The sequence below is a fragment of the Methanobacterium sp. genome, assembly GCF_038562635.1.
In the GTDB taxonomy this organism is placed as follows: domain Archaea; phylum Methanobacteriota; class Methanobacteria; order Methanobacteriales; family Methanobacteriaceae; genus Methanobacterium_D.
Window position 1 is genome coordinate 501,092 of record NZ_JBCFBO010000002.1, and the last position, 16,733, is coordinate 517,824.

A 16,733-nucleotide genomic window follows, 5' to 3' on the forward strand; every position below is an offset into this window, starting at 1 on the left:
ATAATGCAATTAGTCTGCTATTAACTTATATAATAAAATAATTCCATTAAATTTAGTATTTAGCAGTTTTAACTGGATATAGCTAAAATTTATTTTTAGTAACTTAAAATCATTATCCAGTTATATACCATTAAAAAAGAGAATATGAAGAAACTAAACAAACCAGATATGAAAAATAAGTTTCTTTTAGAGGGAGTATTGCCTCTTAAGGCCCCATTTACTTCTGAGATTATAGCAGGTTTAATATTAGCCGCAGTAGGGATTCCAGAAGTCATGGGATATGCTAAAATAGCAGGAATGCCTGTTATCACCGGCCTTTATACCATCTTACTTCCGATTGCCATATTCGCCATTTTCTGTTCTTCACGTCATTTGATAGTCGGAGCCGATTCAGCAACTGCAGCAATTTTATCAGGTACGCTTGTTTCTATCGCAGCAATAGGAAGTCCCAACTACATTGCACTGGCATCTACAGTTGCACTGCTGTGTGCAGTTTTTTTAGTTATGGCACGTGTATTGAGGCTAGGCTTTATAGCTGATTTTATGTCTAGAACTGTCCTAATTGGTTTTTTATCAGGAGTTGGAGTCCAGGTAGCCGTAAGCCAGCTGGCAAATATGCTGGGGATATCTGGAGAAGGAGGATTAAACACAATTCCCCAGTTAATCAACGTTTTTACACATTTATTCCAGATTAACGCATATACTCTTATATTATCTGCGATTGTTGTAGCTGTAATTATCGGGACGCGCCGTATTTCACATAAAATTCCAGGAGCATTAATAGCTGTTGTAGTTACAGTTATAGCAAGCTTTTTATTTAATTTTCAAGCAATTGGAATTTCAATTTTAGGAAATATACCCAGTGGACTTCCCAACTTTGGAATACCTGCTGTAGATATAAACATTTTACCAAATTTAATGATAACCGTAGTTACCTGTTTTATAGTTATATTATCTCAAAGTACTGCTACCGCCAGAGCATTCACAATCCGTTACTCAGAGAGTGTTGATGAAGATAAGGACATATTTGCCCTTGGCCTTGCTAATGGAGTTGCAGGTTTAACCGGCACATTTGTAGTAAATGGAAGTCCTACAAAGACAGAGATAGTGGATGATGCAGGAAGCCGTACACAGGCCGCTTCACTTATAACTGCATTTGCAGTTTTTATAGTTCTTTTATTCATGACAAAAGCTATGTCTTTTTTACCAAATGCCACCCTTGCAGGGATTGTTTTTGTAATAGGTATTACCATGATTGATATATCTCATTTGAAGGATATTCGTCATAAAGTAAAGTCAGAATATTTTTTAGCTATCATAACTGCTGCCACGGTAGTTGTCATGGGTGTTTTATGGGGAATATTGCTTTCGATCATCCTTTCTATTATTTTACACTTAAGTCACAGCTACATGCCTACTAACAGTATTTTTACAAAGAATAAAAAGGGAGTATGGTCCTTTGAACCTGTTAAAGTTGGTAGATCAACTGAAGAAGGATTACTTATATACAGGTTTAACCGCGACCTGTACTTTGCCAATTCTGACAAGCTAAAAGAAGAAGTACTTAAACTGGTAAAAGGGGCTGATCCTCCACTAAAATTGTTTGTATTGAACACGGCAGGATTTTCGAGGGTTGATTATACATCTGCAGAAATGTTTAAGGATTTGTACAGGGAGTTAAAAGAAAGAAATATTAAATTCGCATTAACCTCCATGTTACCTGATCTTAAAGACCAATTCGATCATTTAGGGCTAACCCGCCTTATAGGCGAGGAAAATATTTATGAAAACGTGCTTGAAGCGCTTAGTGCTTATGAAAGTGGAAATTACTGAATTTATCAAATAAAAAAAAGAAATATTCAATTTTTAATCATCAGGAGAAATCCACTTATCCCTGAATGCCTGTTTTTCTTCTGCACTCATCCAGTGTCTCCCATCACAAAATGGCTTATTTTCAGATTTTCCGCACCTGCAAAGTGTAACTCTATTTCTAACTTCATAGGTGCTTCCATCAGCAGATTCAATTGGGATTCCTCCCCTCACCCAAACAGGACCATCACATTTTTTCTGTGGATCATTAACCAGGACAATAGATGGTTTAAATTCAGGTTCAACAGGTTTTCCTGTCTTTTTATCCTGCAGCACAAGCCGCCCTGAGGGGCAGCTTTTAGCTTCTTCAATTGCAAGTTTAATGTCTTCTGGATCTTCAGACTTTAACAGTTCTCTTATACCCCCTCCACGCAGGCAGAAGCGGGAGTGGTCGCATAGGTCCCATACGTCGTTCAGTATAAAATCTTTTGTTTCAAGTTTCCGGGCCTTTTCCATGTACTTTTCTTTACTTGCCACTTCAGTTCCATCAAAATTAATTTTTATATGTGATCCATCACAGAAAGGTTTCCTTTTGGATGCACCACAGCGGCAAATGGTATATCTTTCTTTAAGTGGATATTCCTTGCCTTCGCTCCATTCACACACATGTCCCTCTTCATTTGTCACCATTATTTGTTCAAATAAAGGGACATTTCCTGAAACCATATAAGGTCCATTTTTAAGTATTTTTATTTTCATTGGATCTTTATCTGCCATATTATATCCTCCACTTTGTATATTACACAACTTAAAGCTAAATTTATGAATTCAAATTTACTTTTCAATACAGTCCACTTCAGGTAAAAATGGTTTAATATCAATTAAAGGAGAGCCGTCAAGGGCATCCAGCCATTTCACTGTAAGAATATTTCCTTCTACTTTTATCAGTTTGACCATACATAAAGCAATCGGATTTGGCCTTACAGGAGCCCTGGTAGAAAATAAACCCTGTTCTTTTGTTTTTCCAGGGGGAATTACCATCAGTTTATAATCTTCAGCTCGATCTAATCCATATAAAATAATCAAATGTTCACGTTTTTCTATATCCTGCAAACCCTGAGCATATTCATCAAAAACAGTTATTTGGCTTAATTTTTCTGAAAAACGGCCCTGGCGAGGCGAATCTCCTTTTACATGGTAAGGAGAATTTATGATACCTATTGGTTCAATTTTCATGTACAAATATATGTGCTTAAAAATAGTTAAAAATTGTGGTTTTAAATTAAGGAAGCTAAGAATGGAGATCCCACAGCAAATGCCAGAAATGTTATACCCATACCCATTTTAATCCTTTTTGAAACCTTTGCAGTATTTTGGATAGATTGATCCTTTAATATAGACGCTGCAGATATCAGAAATACCACAATTGCAGCAAAAAGTGGTGCTAAATAAAGCATATTAAATATACCTATAAAATAAAGCACAGGACTTGCAACACTTGCAATTATCATGAAGAATGCTGCAAGGATTGATGACAATTTCATCCCGTAGATTATTGGTAGTGTGGCTGCTCCCTCTTTTCTGTCACCATCTACATCTTCCATATCTTTAACTATCTCACGGGCCATTGTCATCAAAAAAGCAAAGAACCCCAAATAAATCGAAGTCTCCATCGCACCAACTACTACGCCTCCAAAAACAAATGTGAGCCCTGTAAAGAATGAAACCACGATATTCCCAATAAGGGCTATTTTTTTAAGGTTATAAGCGTACAGCACCAGCAAAATCGATGTTGAAAGGGCTATGATTCCTGGTAAAGGCCCCATTATAAAAGCTAGGATTGTTCCAATTACAAAAAGGGCCGCAGAATAAATTTTAGCTGCATTTAAAGAAATTCTTCCAGATGGAATTGGACGGTTTGGTTTGTTGATGGCATCTATTTTATGGTCAAAATAATCATTTATTGCATTTCCACCGCCTATTATCATAAAAACCACAATGCAAGCTAAAAATGCACTTAATGTAAAGTTTCCACTTATAAATATGACTAAAATCACGGCTATAACAGCCATCACTGCATTCCCTGGCCTTATTATCTCTAAATATGCATTCATGAAATCACTCTAAAATTAATTCGGTTATCGGATAATTTAAAACTAATCTGTCAAATCTGGTTATTTAAGTTAATGCAATTACATTCTATAAAATTAAATAATCCAAAAAACTTAGTAATAATATAAGGTGATTTAATGTTATTTACTGCAGTTAGTAAACATGACTCCAAACAATGCCCCCTTAAAACAGGTGAAGGAGTGAAAATGCTTAAAGAAATTTTTTCCGATGAAAACCTGAAAAAACGGAATATTGATCTATTAGATGCTTATATCAGCTGCCCCCTAGAAAAACATTCCACACACTCCTGTGTTTTTATACTCCGTGCAGACAGCATGTTCAATGTAAAAAATCTGTTCCGGTCAATGGACGCTGAGGTAAAAGAAGTGGCGTCGTTTAATGAGATTGCTAAAAACTTTTAAATTAAATCAAAAAATTATAAAATAGCTTTTCAATAATTTATTACAGTAAAAATGCATATTAAACAATATAATAAAACTTTTATTGGCTCTAAAAAAGTAATTTAAAAAATTAAAGTAAACTAATGAATTTCTAGTTAAACTAGATCGTATAAATTCTTAATTAAAGCCAGTTTTTATCCATATATATATATATATTTTAATAAACACCATTAAAAATTACATCTTATCCATTTTTTTTAAATATTCACCAGAATAATTGATAAATACTTCTAATTCTCCTTTTAATTTATTATCTAACTGACATAATTGTTTAAAATAAGGGTTATGTGTATCAAAGATGCTTTCTTGATTAATAAGTTTATTCCTTTCAGATAATTTTTCATTCAATTCAGATGTTAATGCCTTTATTGATATTAACTCTTCTAACATTACAGGATCAAAATCTGCAGTGATAATGTTATAAGCAAAAGTATCCCAAACTCCCATTTTAAGAACCTTAAAATTTACTGGTGAATTTTTTTTAATATCATTTAAAATACTTTCCGCACTTTTTTTATTGTCTTCTACAGTCAGTTTTAATGCTATAACTATTCTTTTTATTTGTCTTTGTTCTTTCTCCAGCCCTATTTTATGGTTTAAATAAAGACCAATGATGGCCACAATTATTGAACCAAGCAGTATATAGATAGAAGCAAAAACACCTGAAATCCACTGCATCCCCAGTAAAGTGGTTAAAATGAGGATACAAACAAATACAGCCCCAAAAATCGCCTGAGTAATCTTTCCAATGAAATTAGTAATGACTGAACTCCTTAAAATAATTAAAATCATCCATAAAAATAAAAAGAACACTGCAATTAACAAAAAAATCAGTATATAAACTCCAAGTGTTTTTTCACTGCTAAATAAGAAACCCAAAATGAGCAGTAATATAAATACTAATGATGCTCCTCCAATAGACATTATAACTTTATTCTCCATTTTAGCTCCCTCAACCTGAGTTAATAAACATTATTTTTTAATATTAATAAGGCTTTTTAAGCATTTATCTGATCCCATAGTTAAAATGTTCAATAAATCAAAAATAATAGAAATTTTTATCTAGTTATACATCTTATTTTTAACCTATTAATACGCAAACATGGTAAATAAACTTTTATAAAACATATAACTTCCAGTTAAAAATAGAATTACCATAACTTAAAAAAAACTCAATAAAATAATAAAAGAAAAGAAATTTCTACTTAAAACAGCTGGTCAACCATCCATTCCGGTTTAAATTCCATTATATCTTCATATGACTGGCCGACACCTAAAAACAGGATTGGCTTATTAATCACATAACCAATGGAAAGTGCTGCTCCGCCTTTTGCGTCTGCATCTGCTTTGGTTAAGACAATTCCATCCACGCCAACCGCTTCATCAAATTTTGAAGCCTGTTCTACAGCATCGTTTCCTGTTAAGGAATCACCGACGTAAATGATAAGATCTGGTTTTACAACACGCTTGATTTTCTTCATCTCATCCATGAGATTCACATTTGTCTGCATTCTACCTGCTGTGTCGATTAAAACTATCTCTTTTCCTTTAGCTTTTGCGTGTTCAACTGCATCATATGCAACTGCTGCGGGATCTGCACCTTTTTTGTGCTTTATAATCTTTACACCAATATTTTCGGCATGATGGCTTATCTGTTCAATTGCACCTGCCCTGAAAGTGTCTGCAGCTGCAATAACTGGTGTGTATCCCTCATTTATAAAATAGGTAGCCACTTTAGCTATGGTGGTTGTTTTACCAGTACCATTTATCCCCACAAACATGATTTTAAGGGGTTCGCCAGATTTTCGTGCGTTATCAGCCATTTCTTTGAGGTCTTTAGTTTCAACCCCTAATATTTCAGAAATAGCTTTTTTAAGGGCATCTCTTGTAAATTCTGCAACGTCGCTTCTTCTTCTGATTTTTCTACCCACTAAATCTTCTTTTACAGAATTAATTATTTTTTCAGCGACTTCCATTGCAACATCACTTTCCAGGAGTGACATTTCAAGTTCAAAGAGTATATCATCAATATCTTTTTCAGATATTGTTTTTTTGGTAACAAACGAGAACATTCCTGATTTTTCTTCCGCTACTTCTTCGGGCTCCTCATGAGTTTCCACAGGTTTTTCTTCTACCTTTTCCTCTACTTTTTCGTCCTTCTTTTCTCTAGAAAAAATTCCAGATAATTTCCCTCTAACTCCAGTTTCAGACTCTTTTTCTTCAATTAGAGGCTCTTCAGTCTCAAGCTCTTTTTCTTCAGCTGAAGGTTCTTCAATTTTTTCCAGTTTCTCGAAGGTTTCAGTAGTTTCTGGTGCAGTTTCTTTGGTTTCCCCTGAAATTTCTTCTTGGTGAGTTACTTCTGCTTCCTCTTCACTCGAGAGTTTATCACTTAGTTTTCCTATTGTGCCGCTAAATTTCTTTTTAAGTGATTCAAACAAAATGTTCACGTCCTCATTTACCAGTAATTAAAAAAAGAAAAGTTATTGCCTTTGGGCTTCTTCACTTTCAACTTTTTGAAGTAGTGCTTCAGCTTCAGGACTTTTTCTCATAATGAACTCAGTTAACTTCTGTATATCTCCAGACATTTTGTCCACTAACTGTTCCAGCTCTTTTCGCTGGGAAGATATACTTTCTTTGGCTTCATCTATATTTTTCTTTGCAGCAGCGCCTGCTCCAAGTCCCATTATAACTTGATCAGTATTTTTAATTTCTGCAATAAGAAAAGAACCTGCACCTACAGGTACAAATGTTTCTGTACCTTCTTTTCCTTTAACCGCTTCTAAAGTTTCTTCAGCTGATATTAATTCAGCTATAGAAGCATTGACTGATTCAATTTGCTGTTTTAAAACGTCCAGTTGGCTCTGGTACATGTTAATTTCATTTACCATCTGTTCGAGCCTTTGTCTGTCTTCCATGAGATCACCCTAAGGCTTTAATCATTGGATCCTGAACGTCATCTTTTGAGATTTCTTTGATGTCTTCTATGACTATTTTGTTTCTGTTTATTCCGTGTTTGCTTCCAAACTCTGAATAAATTTTTTCGTGTATATCTTCTTCACTTATGGCTTTCAATTCCTTTGTAAAAGGTTGAAAGGCGTTTCCCATCATAAATTTACCTTGAATTCTAAATATTTTTGTTCTCATTCATATCCCTCAAGAAAACCTAATGCTTCTTCAATTCTTGCAAGTTCAGGACCTGTAGTGTTCAATCCTACAATCACACCGTTAGAATTTGCAACTGCACATGCTCCAACAAGCATTACACCCTTATTCACTGTTCCAACATCTGCAGGAACCTTCATTATACCTTCTGCAAAGGCGAGTTCTTCTTCAGTTGCAGAGGGGTGTGCCAGTATTCCTTTATTTGTCGCAGTAGCAACAGACCCTGTAATTTTATAGTTAGCTATACTTCCTCGTTCGACTTCAACGTCTAAAACGTCACTAATTGTTTTTAATGATTCATCAGAAAGCAGTGGATTAGCAATAGCTCCAAAATCATTTGCAAGTATGATATTACCTACTGCAGTGAACTTATCAGCAATTCGCTCTACTTCCACTCCAGATTCTTTAATGGCTTTTATCTCGCTGTCAAGAGCATATGGTGTTACTATGAATCCATTTGAATTCCCAACAGCCAGTGCTCCAGCAAGGTTACTTCCACCAATTGGAGTTTTAACTACAGGAACTCCTAAAGTATCCTCTACAAGACTCTCCAGTGCTTCTGATAAATTAGAGGGAACTATTGCAATTTTATCGGTTGTAGAAATCGCAACACCAAGATTGGGGTTCCCATTCAAATTAGCTCTTCTTATCATCACGTTCACCTATTCAACTAAGGTGACTGCAACTGAACCATCTTCTTCCTGTACAGCTTTTACTTTGATTTTAGGAGGTATTTTTTGAATTCCTCTTTCCCATATTTTTTCATTAACAGATGCATCTATTTTGATGTCGTCTGTCTTCATATGTTTTCCTATGAATTCTTTCACGTAACGTACTGCTCTTGGGGACCTGATAGTCCTTGGAACATTTTTTACTTTTCTTAATGGTATAACATAGACTCTTTCCATGTGAAAATCCCCTTAAACTTTTAAGCTACTTCTTCTCCAATGTCTTCTCATTTTTGGATGAGACATTACTTTTCTATTGGTTTTAATCCGTACCCATACTGGGACAGTTCGGCTCTGCTTGTTAGCTTTAGCAAGCCTTAGTTTTTTAGCTAATGGCCTATTTCTACTCATTTTTTCACCACATTAATATTGATTTGTGTTAAATTTTATTTTTCCAGCCCACAACTCGAGATTGGATATGACTTGGAAATATTTTGCTCGATGCGCTTTCGCCTTCAATTTCATTTATGAGGTATCTGATTTCAATCTCATAATCGGAATTGTTTTCCATACTGGTACTTTCCTTTTTGACTTCAAAAAGCACATCTGAGAGATTATTGATGGTCTTGTGACCAAATCCACGGAGGGTTATATATTCAACGTTCTGTCTGCCTTCAAGACTGTTGATTTCGTTTCCTTTAAGTTTAGGGATTCTGTCATCCCTTCTTGTACCATCTGCAACCACGTTATAATCACGTGAAACAAGGTCTAATGCTTCTTTATGAATATAATTTATTCCATTATTTGGAAATCCATCATTAATGATAATATCAGTTGCATTTTCCAGTATCTTTTTATCGGCTTTAAAAACGAGGTGTTTAAAACCAAGCGCAGATGCTGATTTTGCTGCAGGTTTAAAGGAATCGAATATCCCAAAATTTATGGTTACAAGTTCAACCTCATATCCCAATTTTGTAAGGATTACAGCAATAAGCGAACTATCTTTTCCTCCGCTGTAGAGAACACACGCTTTCATTTTCTTGTTATGTTAATCTCTCTTTTTTGACCAACAAGATTTGTCAGGAGATGTTTGAGCTGATCATCAGTTATTTTAGATTTGACCCGCCCCATTTGAGCAAGCTGAATAAGTTGAAGTTCTATTTGTTCAACGAGTTCAGGTTTAGTGAGTCTCAAATTCGCAAGTCTGCCCCTAGCTTCAGGAGTTAATATCTGCATCATAGCCTGCTTTTTTTGAGCTTCCATCTCTTGGCGGGCTTGTTCTTGTTGTTGGGATGATGCCTGCTGCGTTGCAGCTTGCTGCTGTAACTCTTGCATCCTTTTACGTCGTAGTTCTTCAATATCGCTCAAAATTCAACCTCCATTATCTATTAAATTTAATGAAAACCTTACTTAATATTTAGCAAGTTCAGGAATATCTTTTTTAACGATGTTTGATGCTTTGTCAACAAAGGATTTTCCTTCAGGAGTTATGATTCTTCCTTCTTTTATTTTGGCAATGAATCCAGCATCTTCAAGTTGATGTAAAGCTGTTCTTATTACAGAACCGCTGCCTTTCCTGAATTTTTCTGGTTCGCATCCTCTATCTTTTTTTCCACCATAATAGGATCTTAAACTGTTCAGTCCAACAGGGCCATCAATGTACACCTTTCTTAAGATTGATGCACATCTTGTGTACCACCAGTCTGCATCTTCAGGCCTTCTTTCTTTGTGAACTCCGGTTTTAACAAATTTTGCCCATTCTGGCGCGTTTATACTTTTATTTTCATTTAAATCCTTTGCAATTGCACTTATAAGCAAATCTGCAGGAACATCATAAACTGTAGTCATATTTAGCCTCCTAATTTACCTGTTTTTTTTATAAATTACAGCAACGTTACCTCTTAAATCAACAAGTTTAGACTTTGATTTTTCGGTTATCTCAGTTATATAATTTTGTTTTTCTGAGGATATAGTTTTTGAAAATTTCACTTTAATTACTTCGTGAGCTTTAAGCTGTCTTTTTATTTCATCAATAACATTTTCATTTATTCCAGATTTTCCAATATTTAGTGTGAATGTTGAAAGTGATCTATTCATTAATTCCTTCTTTGATAATGTGGGACTCAACTCTTCTCCTCCTTTTATCTTTCTGCTCTCTTATATATGGAAGGGTTACTACATTTCCACATTCAAGGCATTTTATAATAACACATGAATTTTTCAACCGGATTTGACAATTTTCTCCGGGTTTCAGGAATTTATAACATTTTTTACAGAATCTTCTCTTCCAGATTCGCGGCATTCTTATATTATATTTTGTTGCAATGTTTCTTGCCATTTCTACATAGCGATCTGACCGGTGTGGATGAGTACTGTACGATTCTTCTGCAAGTTTAAACAGGATATCTATTCTTTCTTCTGCTATTTTCAGCATCCATCTTGGTCTTCTTCCCCTTCTCAAAGTCTAGCCTCTAATGAGTCATTAGTTAATGTTAGAATATAGAAATGGATCTTAAGTTCTTGTGTAGGGTTGACTTGCTGAATCAATAATTAACACAGTGATTTACAATTGAATCTGCATTATCCGTAATCCTAATACAACATATAATCTACTTAAGAATAATATTATAATTTATCTGGTATTCTATTTAAAAAGCTTTTCCCTCTACTCTACAAAACTTTCAAACCTAAATGAAATTTGCAAAAAGGTGAATCAAAATATGGAATATCAAAAATGATTGATTAAAATCATAGGATTGAAATTAACTATTTGATACACCATCAAATTGAAATTATTTTAAATAATCCAGAAAATCCACATTTCCTACAGGAAAACTTTTATCGCCGTTTATCACATCGATTATCAAATCTGCGACATGGTCCGGATGAATATCACTTGTATCTATTTCATTGACTTTATCGCCGTGAATTTCGAATGATTCATAGGAACATATATCAATAGCTTCAGCTTCAATATTTTCACGTATTTTAGCTGCTTTCCATCCTTTAATCTTCATACGGTCACGCAAAACATCAGGATTCGCTCTTAAGACAATTACAATATCTGAGTTTTCAAAAAGATGTGAAAGATGCCCTTCAACAACCACATGCTTGTCATGATCATCTATATTCTTAATTATCTTGGCTATCTCATTAAATAGAGCATCCAGGTCTACTATTTTGTATCCCCTCTCTTCATCAATTCCAGTATAAAGATGTTTTTCATCAACGAGTTCATTGATGTTAACAAGGCATGCATCTATTTTTTCTACAAGTATCGATGATACAGTAGTTTTTCCAACACCAGGCGTTCCTGTAATAAGGATTATCATTTTTTCATTTATTTTAATTTTTCAATTAATATTTCAGCTATTCTTTCTCCTGAAAGGAGCATTCCACCAAATATTGGACCCATCCTTGGAGATCCATAGACGGCATTTGCTGCCATTCCGGTGACATACAAACCAGGATATACCTCTTTGGTGTTATCCATAAGAGCTTTTTCTCCAACTTCTGCCCACATTGGTTTTTCACCTATGATGGTACCTGTTTCAGTGTTGAGTTTTGGTCCTACTTTTTTCTCTACAACTTTTACAACTTCACAGTCGTGTCCAGTTGCATCGATTACTGCTTTAGTTCTTATGGTAAGCGGATCAACGTGTAATCTTCCCATTTCAACTGCACTCCAGTTCAAGACAAGACCCGCAACGTCTTTACTTTCTTTCATCATTACATCTTCAATGCTTATTAAATTAAAGATTTTAAGACCTGCTTGTGTTGCTTTAGAACACAATGTTGACACACATTCTACTGAATCAGCAACATAATAATCATCTTCATACTTTTGGGAGCCGATGCCAAATTCATCCAGAATTCTTTTACTTTCTTCCTGGACAACTATCTTATTGAACATCATACCGCCACCCCACATTCCGCCGCCGATGCTTAGTTTTCTCTCAAATAATGCAGCTTTAAAGCCTGCTTTTGCAAGGTAATATCCAGCTACAAGTCCTGATGGGCCTCCACCAACTATTGCAACGTCAATATCTGTGTAATCTATGAAATCTTCCATGAAACTTTCAATTATCGCCCGGGATATTTTTACGTCATCTAATTCCATTTTTTTTCACCACTGTTATCTAATTATTTGAGCTTTATTTCTTTTTAACAATTATCCTTAAAACATCACCATCATTCATCACATGATCCAGTCCAACTTTTTGACCTTCAAATTTTACTGATGATCCCCAGACTTTTGCATGCCTGAAATTCCTGACAAATTCACGGTGAAGTTTACCTGCCACGTCTTTCACTGTAGAACCTTTCCTCACAATAAGTGGTTCTTCATAATCTGCTTTTCTGCCTTGAGGTTTTAAATAAATACGGATAAGAGCTAACTTATTAAAAATTTCTCTTTTAAGTTCTTCAACATTAATTTGCTTGTTTGCAGATATAAATATTGCATCCGGCATCTGCGATTTAACTTCATTAAAATAATCTTCATCAATTAAATCTATCTTATTTACAACTTCTAACATTGGGATATAACGGCAGCTTACATCCATACTATCAATAAACTGGTCTACAGTTACATCATCTCTTATAAGGACATCTGCACTGTGAATTCCATACTCATTCAGCACCGACCTTATGGTTTTTTCATCTATGTGTGTAAGTTTAACAGTAGAAGAAACTGTTAACCCTCCCATTTTTTTTGGTTTTACAGTGACATCAGATCGGGTTTCATTAGGCCTTATCCCTATATTTCTAAGTTCATCAGATATAACAGCTATATGCTGGGGGTTAAAAACATCGAGTATTATAAGTATCAGATCAGCGTTTCTTGCAACTGAAAGGATTTCCCTTCCACGCCCTTTTCCTTTAGAAGCACCTGTTATTATTCCAGGAATATCAAATATCTGAATTTTAGCGCCTTCATACTCCATAACGCCTGGAACTATCTCTAATGTTGTAAATTCATATGCTCCAATTTTAGATTCAGCATTTGTAATATCGTTTAAAAGGGTTGATTTTCCAACCGATGGGAATCCTACCAGTACCACTGTCGCGTCCCCACTTTTTTTCACATGGAAACCTGACCCTTTGGTTCCTTTACTGCTTCTCTTTATAGACTCCTCCTTAAGCTGGGATAATTTAGCTTTAAGCTTACCTATATGATGTGAAGTCGCCTTATTATACGGCGTTTTCTTAATTTCATCCTCAATCTGTTTAATTCTATCTTCAAGAGCCATAATTCTCACATAAAATTAGTTCAAGTTATAAAAATCATTATAAATACATAAAATACCTATTTACATATAATACTGCAAATATGACACATTTCATAAAATGACAGTTCATTAAACGTTAACTATTAAATAGAATTACTATTAATAATTACTGTTAGCGTTTTCATTCTTAAAAATGTTTTTAATCATTTCATTTAAAATTACAGTTCCTTAAACATCATTTAATTAAATATAGTTACTATTAGCTCTTTCATACTTAAAAATGTTTTCAGTTTCAGATCATATTACCACCATAGAAAGTAATAATAATTAGTTGAAACTTAATATCAAGTGTTTGGGTAACATATTTTTATACGAGTTAATTAGGTGATACGATGGATGTTAAAGAAATTATGGTAGAGGGAGTAGAAACCATAGATGAAGATGAAAATCTAGAAATTGCTTTAAAAAAATCTACAGAGGAAGGCGAAGGAGGAAGCCTTATAGTAGAACATGATGGAGAAGTAGTGGGAATAATTACAACATGGGATGTTTTGGAAGAAATCGGTAATGACCGTAATTTAAAGGATATTAAAGTTCAAGATGCAATGGAAACACACCTTGTAACAATTCATACCGATGATACAGTAGAGCATGCTGCCAAAGAAATGGTAGACCATGGTATCTGGAGATTACCAGTAGAAGAAGCTGGTCAAATCGTAGGTATTGTTAGTGCAACTGATATTCTTGTAAATAGAATACGGAACATCATGTAAATCCTAATTTAGTCAATAAATATCTATAAAAGCTCGAATTTCCTAATTATAAATTAATAAAAGGAATTAGATCCACATGACCTAATTCACGTTCCAAACTACATATCCCCCTACAGAATGTGCAAATTTGAATCTACTTAAACCTGCGCCATTTTCAAAGTACAACCGTGTAAACATGGAATTTTCAAGTTCCCTGTTCATAGCCACAGCCAGGCAACTGTTATTGTCCATCGCTAAAAGTATGCTTATTTGGCTCTGATTAGAAACAATTTGATTCATTACTATTTGATTATTTTTAATTACAATCAGCTTATGAGGTGCCATTATTTGAGTTTGATTATTCTGAGTGTAGGCCAATCCCGCAGTTATCTGAGTTCCATTTATCTGCGCAACAATACCATTTTGCGCATGAATCGCTACAGTACCATCTAATGAGCTGACAGATGCCTGCTGTGCAGAATAACCATAACCCTGCCCAGTTCCATTTTGGAAATTCCAATTTCCAAATTCGGACCACACACCTGCCTTAATAATCATATCTGCACTTAATATAAGATTATATGGGGCAGGATTGGTAGGATGTGTATACTGTAACACATTTTGAGCCTGAACAGGAGTTAAATTGTAACTTTTTGTGAGTATAGTTTGGGCTGCCTGTTTATCAACTGGTAAAATTTTGTTCAATATTTCAACACTTTTACCAGTATCATGCGTACAATTTTCAATGGTTGAAATACCCTCCTCACCGCTTGAAGTCAGCATCCTAAGTATTCCAACAGATAGATTTTCGTTGCTCGTTAACAGAGCCCTTCCAACCCAGTATGCACGAGGAGTATTTTGAGATCCGCCGTCAAACGTGACAGGCCTGTCCCCTACTGCAGTGAAAAAATGGCCAAAATCCCACCATGAAGTTAAAACCGTATTTGGGGGCGTGTTATCTTTAATCCATGTCAATAGTTCATACATTGAATCATCCGCGCTTGGAATTATCTGATTTGAAAATGTATATGCTGTTGCTGCAGGTGAATATGCCACAACTGCAATTACAAATAAAATGGCCAGTGCAGAGTATCTGGTATCTTTTATGTATTCTTTGAAGTAAGGTACAAGTAAACCTATTAAAATTCCTGCACCTAATACTACTGGGACTGAAAAGTTTTCAATAAATCTTTGACCTTTGGTTAAAAGGTAACCCAATCCCAAAAGCCATATTGTAAATAAAATTGCGTATAAAAGGTAATTTTTTTTATCTTCTGTTATATGAGGATCCTCTACAGTATCCCTTTTTTCTTCAGCAACTTTTGCTCTTTTTTTAGACTTTCTTCTAGGTTTACTCTTCCTTTTTGGTGCTTTTACTTCTTTTGTATGAGTATTCTGACTTAGTTTCAATAAAAGGAAAGGAACAACCATAATGCCCAGTATAAATGGTAATATTCCACCTACCCCATCTACAACATTCCAGAATCCAGGAGTTAACATCTCTCTAACTGATAAATATACATTTGGATACGATGTTCCTTGAACTGAACTCTGTAATTGAGTAGCTTGAGAAATACTGGAAATAATACCCGTAAATTCGGAGAATCCCATGATGATACCTACTAAAAGAAATCCTGTAACCGCAAATACTACCAGTGAAAAGAGTACCGGCTGATCTAGAAACCATTTGAACTTATTAGGATACTCTTTAGATGGTTTAACTGTCTCCATTTTGAGAATATAATTTGAAATTAAAAGATATATAATCCCAGTACCTATCACAAGGTAAAACATATACCACCATTCTTGCCATGCCATTGAGTAAACAAGTACTGAAATAGCAGATAACATTATATAAATCGATCTAGTCTTGATATTCTTTGCAAGCGCACCTACAATAAAAAATCCGACAATCAGAATCGGGAATAGTACGGCAAACATGTCAGTGTCAAAAAATCCTGCAAATGTGTGGGAGAAATACCATGGCGCTAGACCAGCTAAAATTCCTGCAGTTATCCCCCCATAATCATTGGTAAGCCTCCTCACAAATAAATATGCAGGAATAACAGCCAGTGAAGCTACAAACGGAGCCAACCATACAGCAATTCCATTTAAAGGCACATTTGAAAATGAATTCACCAGCTTATATGCAAACGCAGTGATATAAATAATAAGCGGGGGGTACTCTGCTGATCTACCTGACGGATAATAAGAATGCAAATCCCATGAAGTGCCATTTATTATTGTATCTCCAAGATAGCCATGGTTAAGATAGTCCTGAGTCAATCGGTAGTTATAGTAAGAGTCCATTTCACTGAAGTATGGAAAACCGTTTTGATCTTCAAAATATGATTTATAATCATGAGGTACTCCAGATATAGATACTGCATCCATTCTAAGTAGAAATACAATTGAAAATAACAGGAGTATAATTAGTAATGGTTTAAGCTTGAATAAAGTTTCTTTTACATTCATATGAATCCTCTAATTACTATGAGTGAATTTTATTATACTCAGTTTAGTTAGAGGTGTTTAAAA

22 protein-coding genes are annotated in these 16,733 nt (G+C 34.7%); 3 read left to right on the forward strand and 19 right to left on the reverse strand.

Annotated features, from left to right (window positions below):
- Positions 1 to 144 precede the first annotated feature (144 nt).
- Positions 145 to 1,833, forward strand: a complete 1,689-nt coding sequence (locus AAGU07_RS14520) for a SulP family inorganic anion transporter (protein ID WP_342459805.1) — start codon at positions 145 to 147, stop codon at positions 1,831 to 1,833.
- Positions 1,834 to 1,866: 33 nt separating this feature from the next.
- Here the strand turns inward: AAGU07_RS14520 and AAGU07_RS14525 are convergent, their stop codons facing one another.
- Genes AAGU07_RS14525 through AAGU07_RS14535 form a run of 3 tightly spaced genes read right to left on the reverse strand, consistent with a single transcriptional unit; the run spans position 1,867 to position 3,923 of the window.
- Entirely contained in the window at positions 1,867 to 2,586 is a 720-nt protein-coding gene (locus AAGU07_RS14525; protein ID WP_342459806.1) for a CDGSH iron-sulfur domain-containing protein, read from the reverse strand.
- A gap of 57 nt (positions 2,587 to 2,643) precedes the next feature.
- Positions 2,644 to 3,045 carry a tRNA (N6-threonylcarbamoyladenosine(37)-N6)-methyltransferase TrmO gene (tsaA, locus tag AAGU07_RS14530; RefSeq protein WP_342459807.1) on the reverse strand — a complete coding sequence of 134 codons (402 nt, stop codon included), beginning with the start codon at positions 3,043 to 3,045 and terminating at the stop codon, positions 2,644 to 2,646.
- 41 nt (positions 3,046 to 3,086) lie between these two features.
- On the reverse strand, positions 3,087 to 3,923 hold the full coding sequence (locus AAGU07_RS14535; protein WP_342459808.1) for a UbiA family prenyltransferase: 837 nt from the start codon (positions 3,921 to 3,923) through the stop codon (positions 3,087 to 3,089).
- A gap of 135 nt (positions 3,924 to 4,058) precedes the next feature.
- On the opposite strand from AAGU07_RS14535, the gene AAGU07_RS14540 reads away from it, so the two are divergent.
- Complete coding sequence (locus tag AAGU07_RS14540; RefSeq protein WP_342459809.1) at positions 4,059 to 4,343, forward strand: hypothetical protein; 285 nt, start codon at positions 4,059 to 4,061, stop codon at positions 4,341 to 4,343.
- A 216-nt stretch (positions 4,344 to 4,559) separates the two neighbouring features.
- Here AAGU07_RS14540 and AAGU07_RS14545 read toward each other — a convergent pair whose 3' ends face one another.
- From AAGU07_RS14545 to AAGU07_RS14615, 15 genes are all read right to left on the reverse strand, one after another.
- Positions 4,560 to 5,324: a hypothetical protein gene (locus AAGU07_RS14545; RefSeq protein WP_342459810.1), complete on the reverse strand. Its 765-nt coding sequence runs from the start codon at positions 5,322 to 5,324 to the stop codon at positions 4,560 to 4,562.
- Positions 5,325 to 5,587: 263 nt separating this feature from the next.
- A complete protein-coding gene (gene ftsY / locus AAGU07_RS14550) occupies positions 5,588 to 6,820 on the reverse strand; it encodes a signal recognition particle-docking protein FtsY (protein ID WP_342459858.1) in 1,233 nt (410 codons plus the stop codon).
- 42 nt (positions 6,821 to 6,862) lie between these two features.
- A complete protein-coding gene (pfdA, locus tag AAGU07_RS14555; RefSeq protein ID WP_069581860.1) occupies positions 6,863 to 7,297 on the reverse strand; it encodes a prefoldin subunit alpha in 435 nt (144 codons plus the stop codon).
- 4 nt (positions 7,298 to 7,301) lie between these two features.
- Positions 7,302 to 7,526, reverse strand: a complete 225-nt coding sequence (gene rpl18a, locus AAGU07_RS14560) for a 50S ribosomal protein L18Ae (protein WP_069581863.1) — start codon at positions 7,524 to 7,526, stop codon at positions 7,302 to 7,304.
- The gene (locus AAGU07_RS14565; RefSeq protein WP_342459811.1) at positions 7,523 to 8,197 is read right to left on the reverse strand and encodes a translation initiation factor IF-6; all 675 of its coding nucleotides are present in this window, start codon (positions 8,195 to 8,197) and stop codon (positions 7,523 to 7,525) included. Before AAGU07_RS14565 ends, rpl18a begins: the two co-directional genes overlap by 4 nt.
- A 9-nt stretch (positions 8,198 to 8,206) precedes the next feature.
- Positions 8,207 to 8,452, reverse strand: a complete 246-nt coding sequence (locus AAGU07_RS14570) for a 50S ribosomal protein L31e (protein ID WP_069581870.1) — start codon at positions 8,450 to 8,452, stop codon at positions 8,207 to 8,209.
- A gap of 12 nt (positions 8,453 to 8,464) precedes the next feature.
- Complete coding sequence (locus tag AAGU07_RS14575) at positions 8,465 to 8,623, reverse strand: 50S ribosomal protein L39e (RefSeq protein WP_048080993.1); 159 nt, start codon at positions 8,621 to 8,623, stop codon at positions 8,465 to 8,467.
- A gap of 28 nt (positions 8,624 to 8,651) precedes the next feature.
- Complete coding sequence (locus AAGU07_RS14580) at positions 8,652 to 9,248, reverse strand: 7-cyano-7-deazaguanine synthase (protein ID WP_342459812.1); 597 nt, start codon at positions 9,246 to 9,248, stop codon at positions 8,652 to 8,654.
- Positions 9,245 to 9,580, reverse strand: a complete 336-nt coding sequence (locus tag AAGU07_RS14585; protein WP_342459813.1) for a DNA-binding protein — start codon at positions 9,578 to 9,580, stop codon at positions 9,245 to 9,247. The genes AAGU07_RS14580 and AAGU07_RS14585 overlap by 4 nt, the downstream gene beginning before the upstream one ends.
- 42 nt (positions 9,581 to 9,622) lie before the next feature.
- The gene (locus AAGU07_RS14590; RefSeq protein WP_342459814.1) at positions 9,623 to 10,060 is read right to left on the reverse strand and encodes a 30S ribosomal protein S19e; all 438 of its coding nucleotides are present in this window, start codon (positions 10,058 to 10,060) and stop codon (positions 9,623 to 9,625) included.
- A gap of 15 nt (positions 10,061 to 10,075) precedes the next feature.
- Entirely contained in the window at positions 10,076 to 10,309 is a 234-nt protein-coding gene (locus AAGU07_RS14595) for a YhbY family RNA-binding protein (RefSeq protein WP_342459815.1), read from the reverse strand.
- On the reverse strand, positions 10,302 to 10,673 hold the full coding sequence (locus AAGU07_RS14600) for a ribonuclease P protein component 4 (RefSeq protein ID WP_342459816.1): 372 nt from the start codon (positions 10,671 to 10,673) through the stop codon (positions 10,302 to 10,304). The genes AAGU07_RS14595 and AAGU07_RS14600 overlap by 8 nt, the downstream gene beginning before the upstream one ends.
- 331 nt (positions 10,674 to 11,004) lie before the next feature.
- Positions 11,005 to 11,544: an adenylate kinase family protein gene (locus AAGU07_RS14605; RefSeq protein WP_342459817.1), complete on the reverse strand. Its 540-nt coding sequence runs from the start codon at positions 11,542 to 11,544 to the stop codon at positions 11,005 to 11,007.
- An 8-nt stretch (positions 11,545 to 11,552) separates the two neighbouring features.
- On the reverse strand, positions 11,553 to 12,332 hold the full coding sequence (locus tag AAGU07_RS14610) for a sulfide-dependent adenosine diphosphate thiazole synthase (protein WP_342459818.1): 780 nt from the start codon (positions 12,330 to 12,332) through the stop codon (positions 11,553 to 11,555).
- A 34-nt stretch (positions 12,333 to 12,366) separates the two neighbouring features.
- Positions 12,367 to 13,464 (reverse strand): GTP-binding protein, encoded by a 1,098-nt coding sequence (locus AAGU07_RS14615; RefSeq protein ID WP_342459819.1) that lies wholly within the window; start codon positions 13,462 to 13,464, stop codon positions 12,367 to 12,369.
- A gap of 371 nt (positions 13,465 to 13,835) precedes the next feature.
- On the opposite strand from AAGU07_RS14615, the gene AAGU07_RS14620 reads away from it, so the two are divergent.
- The gene (locus AAGU07_RS14620) at positions 13,836 to 14,216 is read left to right on the forward strand and encodes a CBS domain-containing protein (RefSeq protein WP_342459820.1); all 381 of its coding nucleotides are present in this window, start codon (positions 13,836 to 13,838) and stop codon (positions 14,214 to 14,216) included.
- Between the two features lie 81 nt (positions 14,217 to 14,297).
- Here AAGU07_RS14620 and AAGU07_RS14625 read toward each other — a convergent pair whose 3' ends face one another.
- Positions 14,298 to 16,670 carry an STT3 domain-containing protein gene (locus AAGU07_RS14625; RefSeq protein WP_342459821.1) on the reverse strand — a complete coding sequence of 791 codons (2,373 nt, stop codon included), beginning with the start codon at positions 16,668 to 16,670 and terminating at the stop codon, positions 14,298 to 14,300.
- Between the last annotated feature and the right edge of the window lie 63 nt (positions 16,671 to 16,733).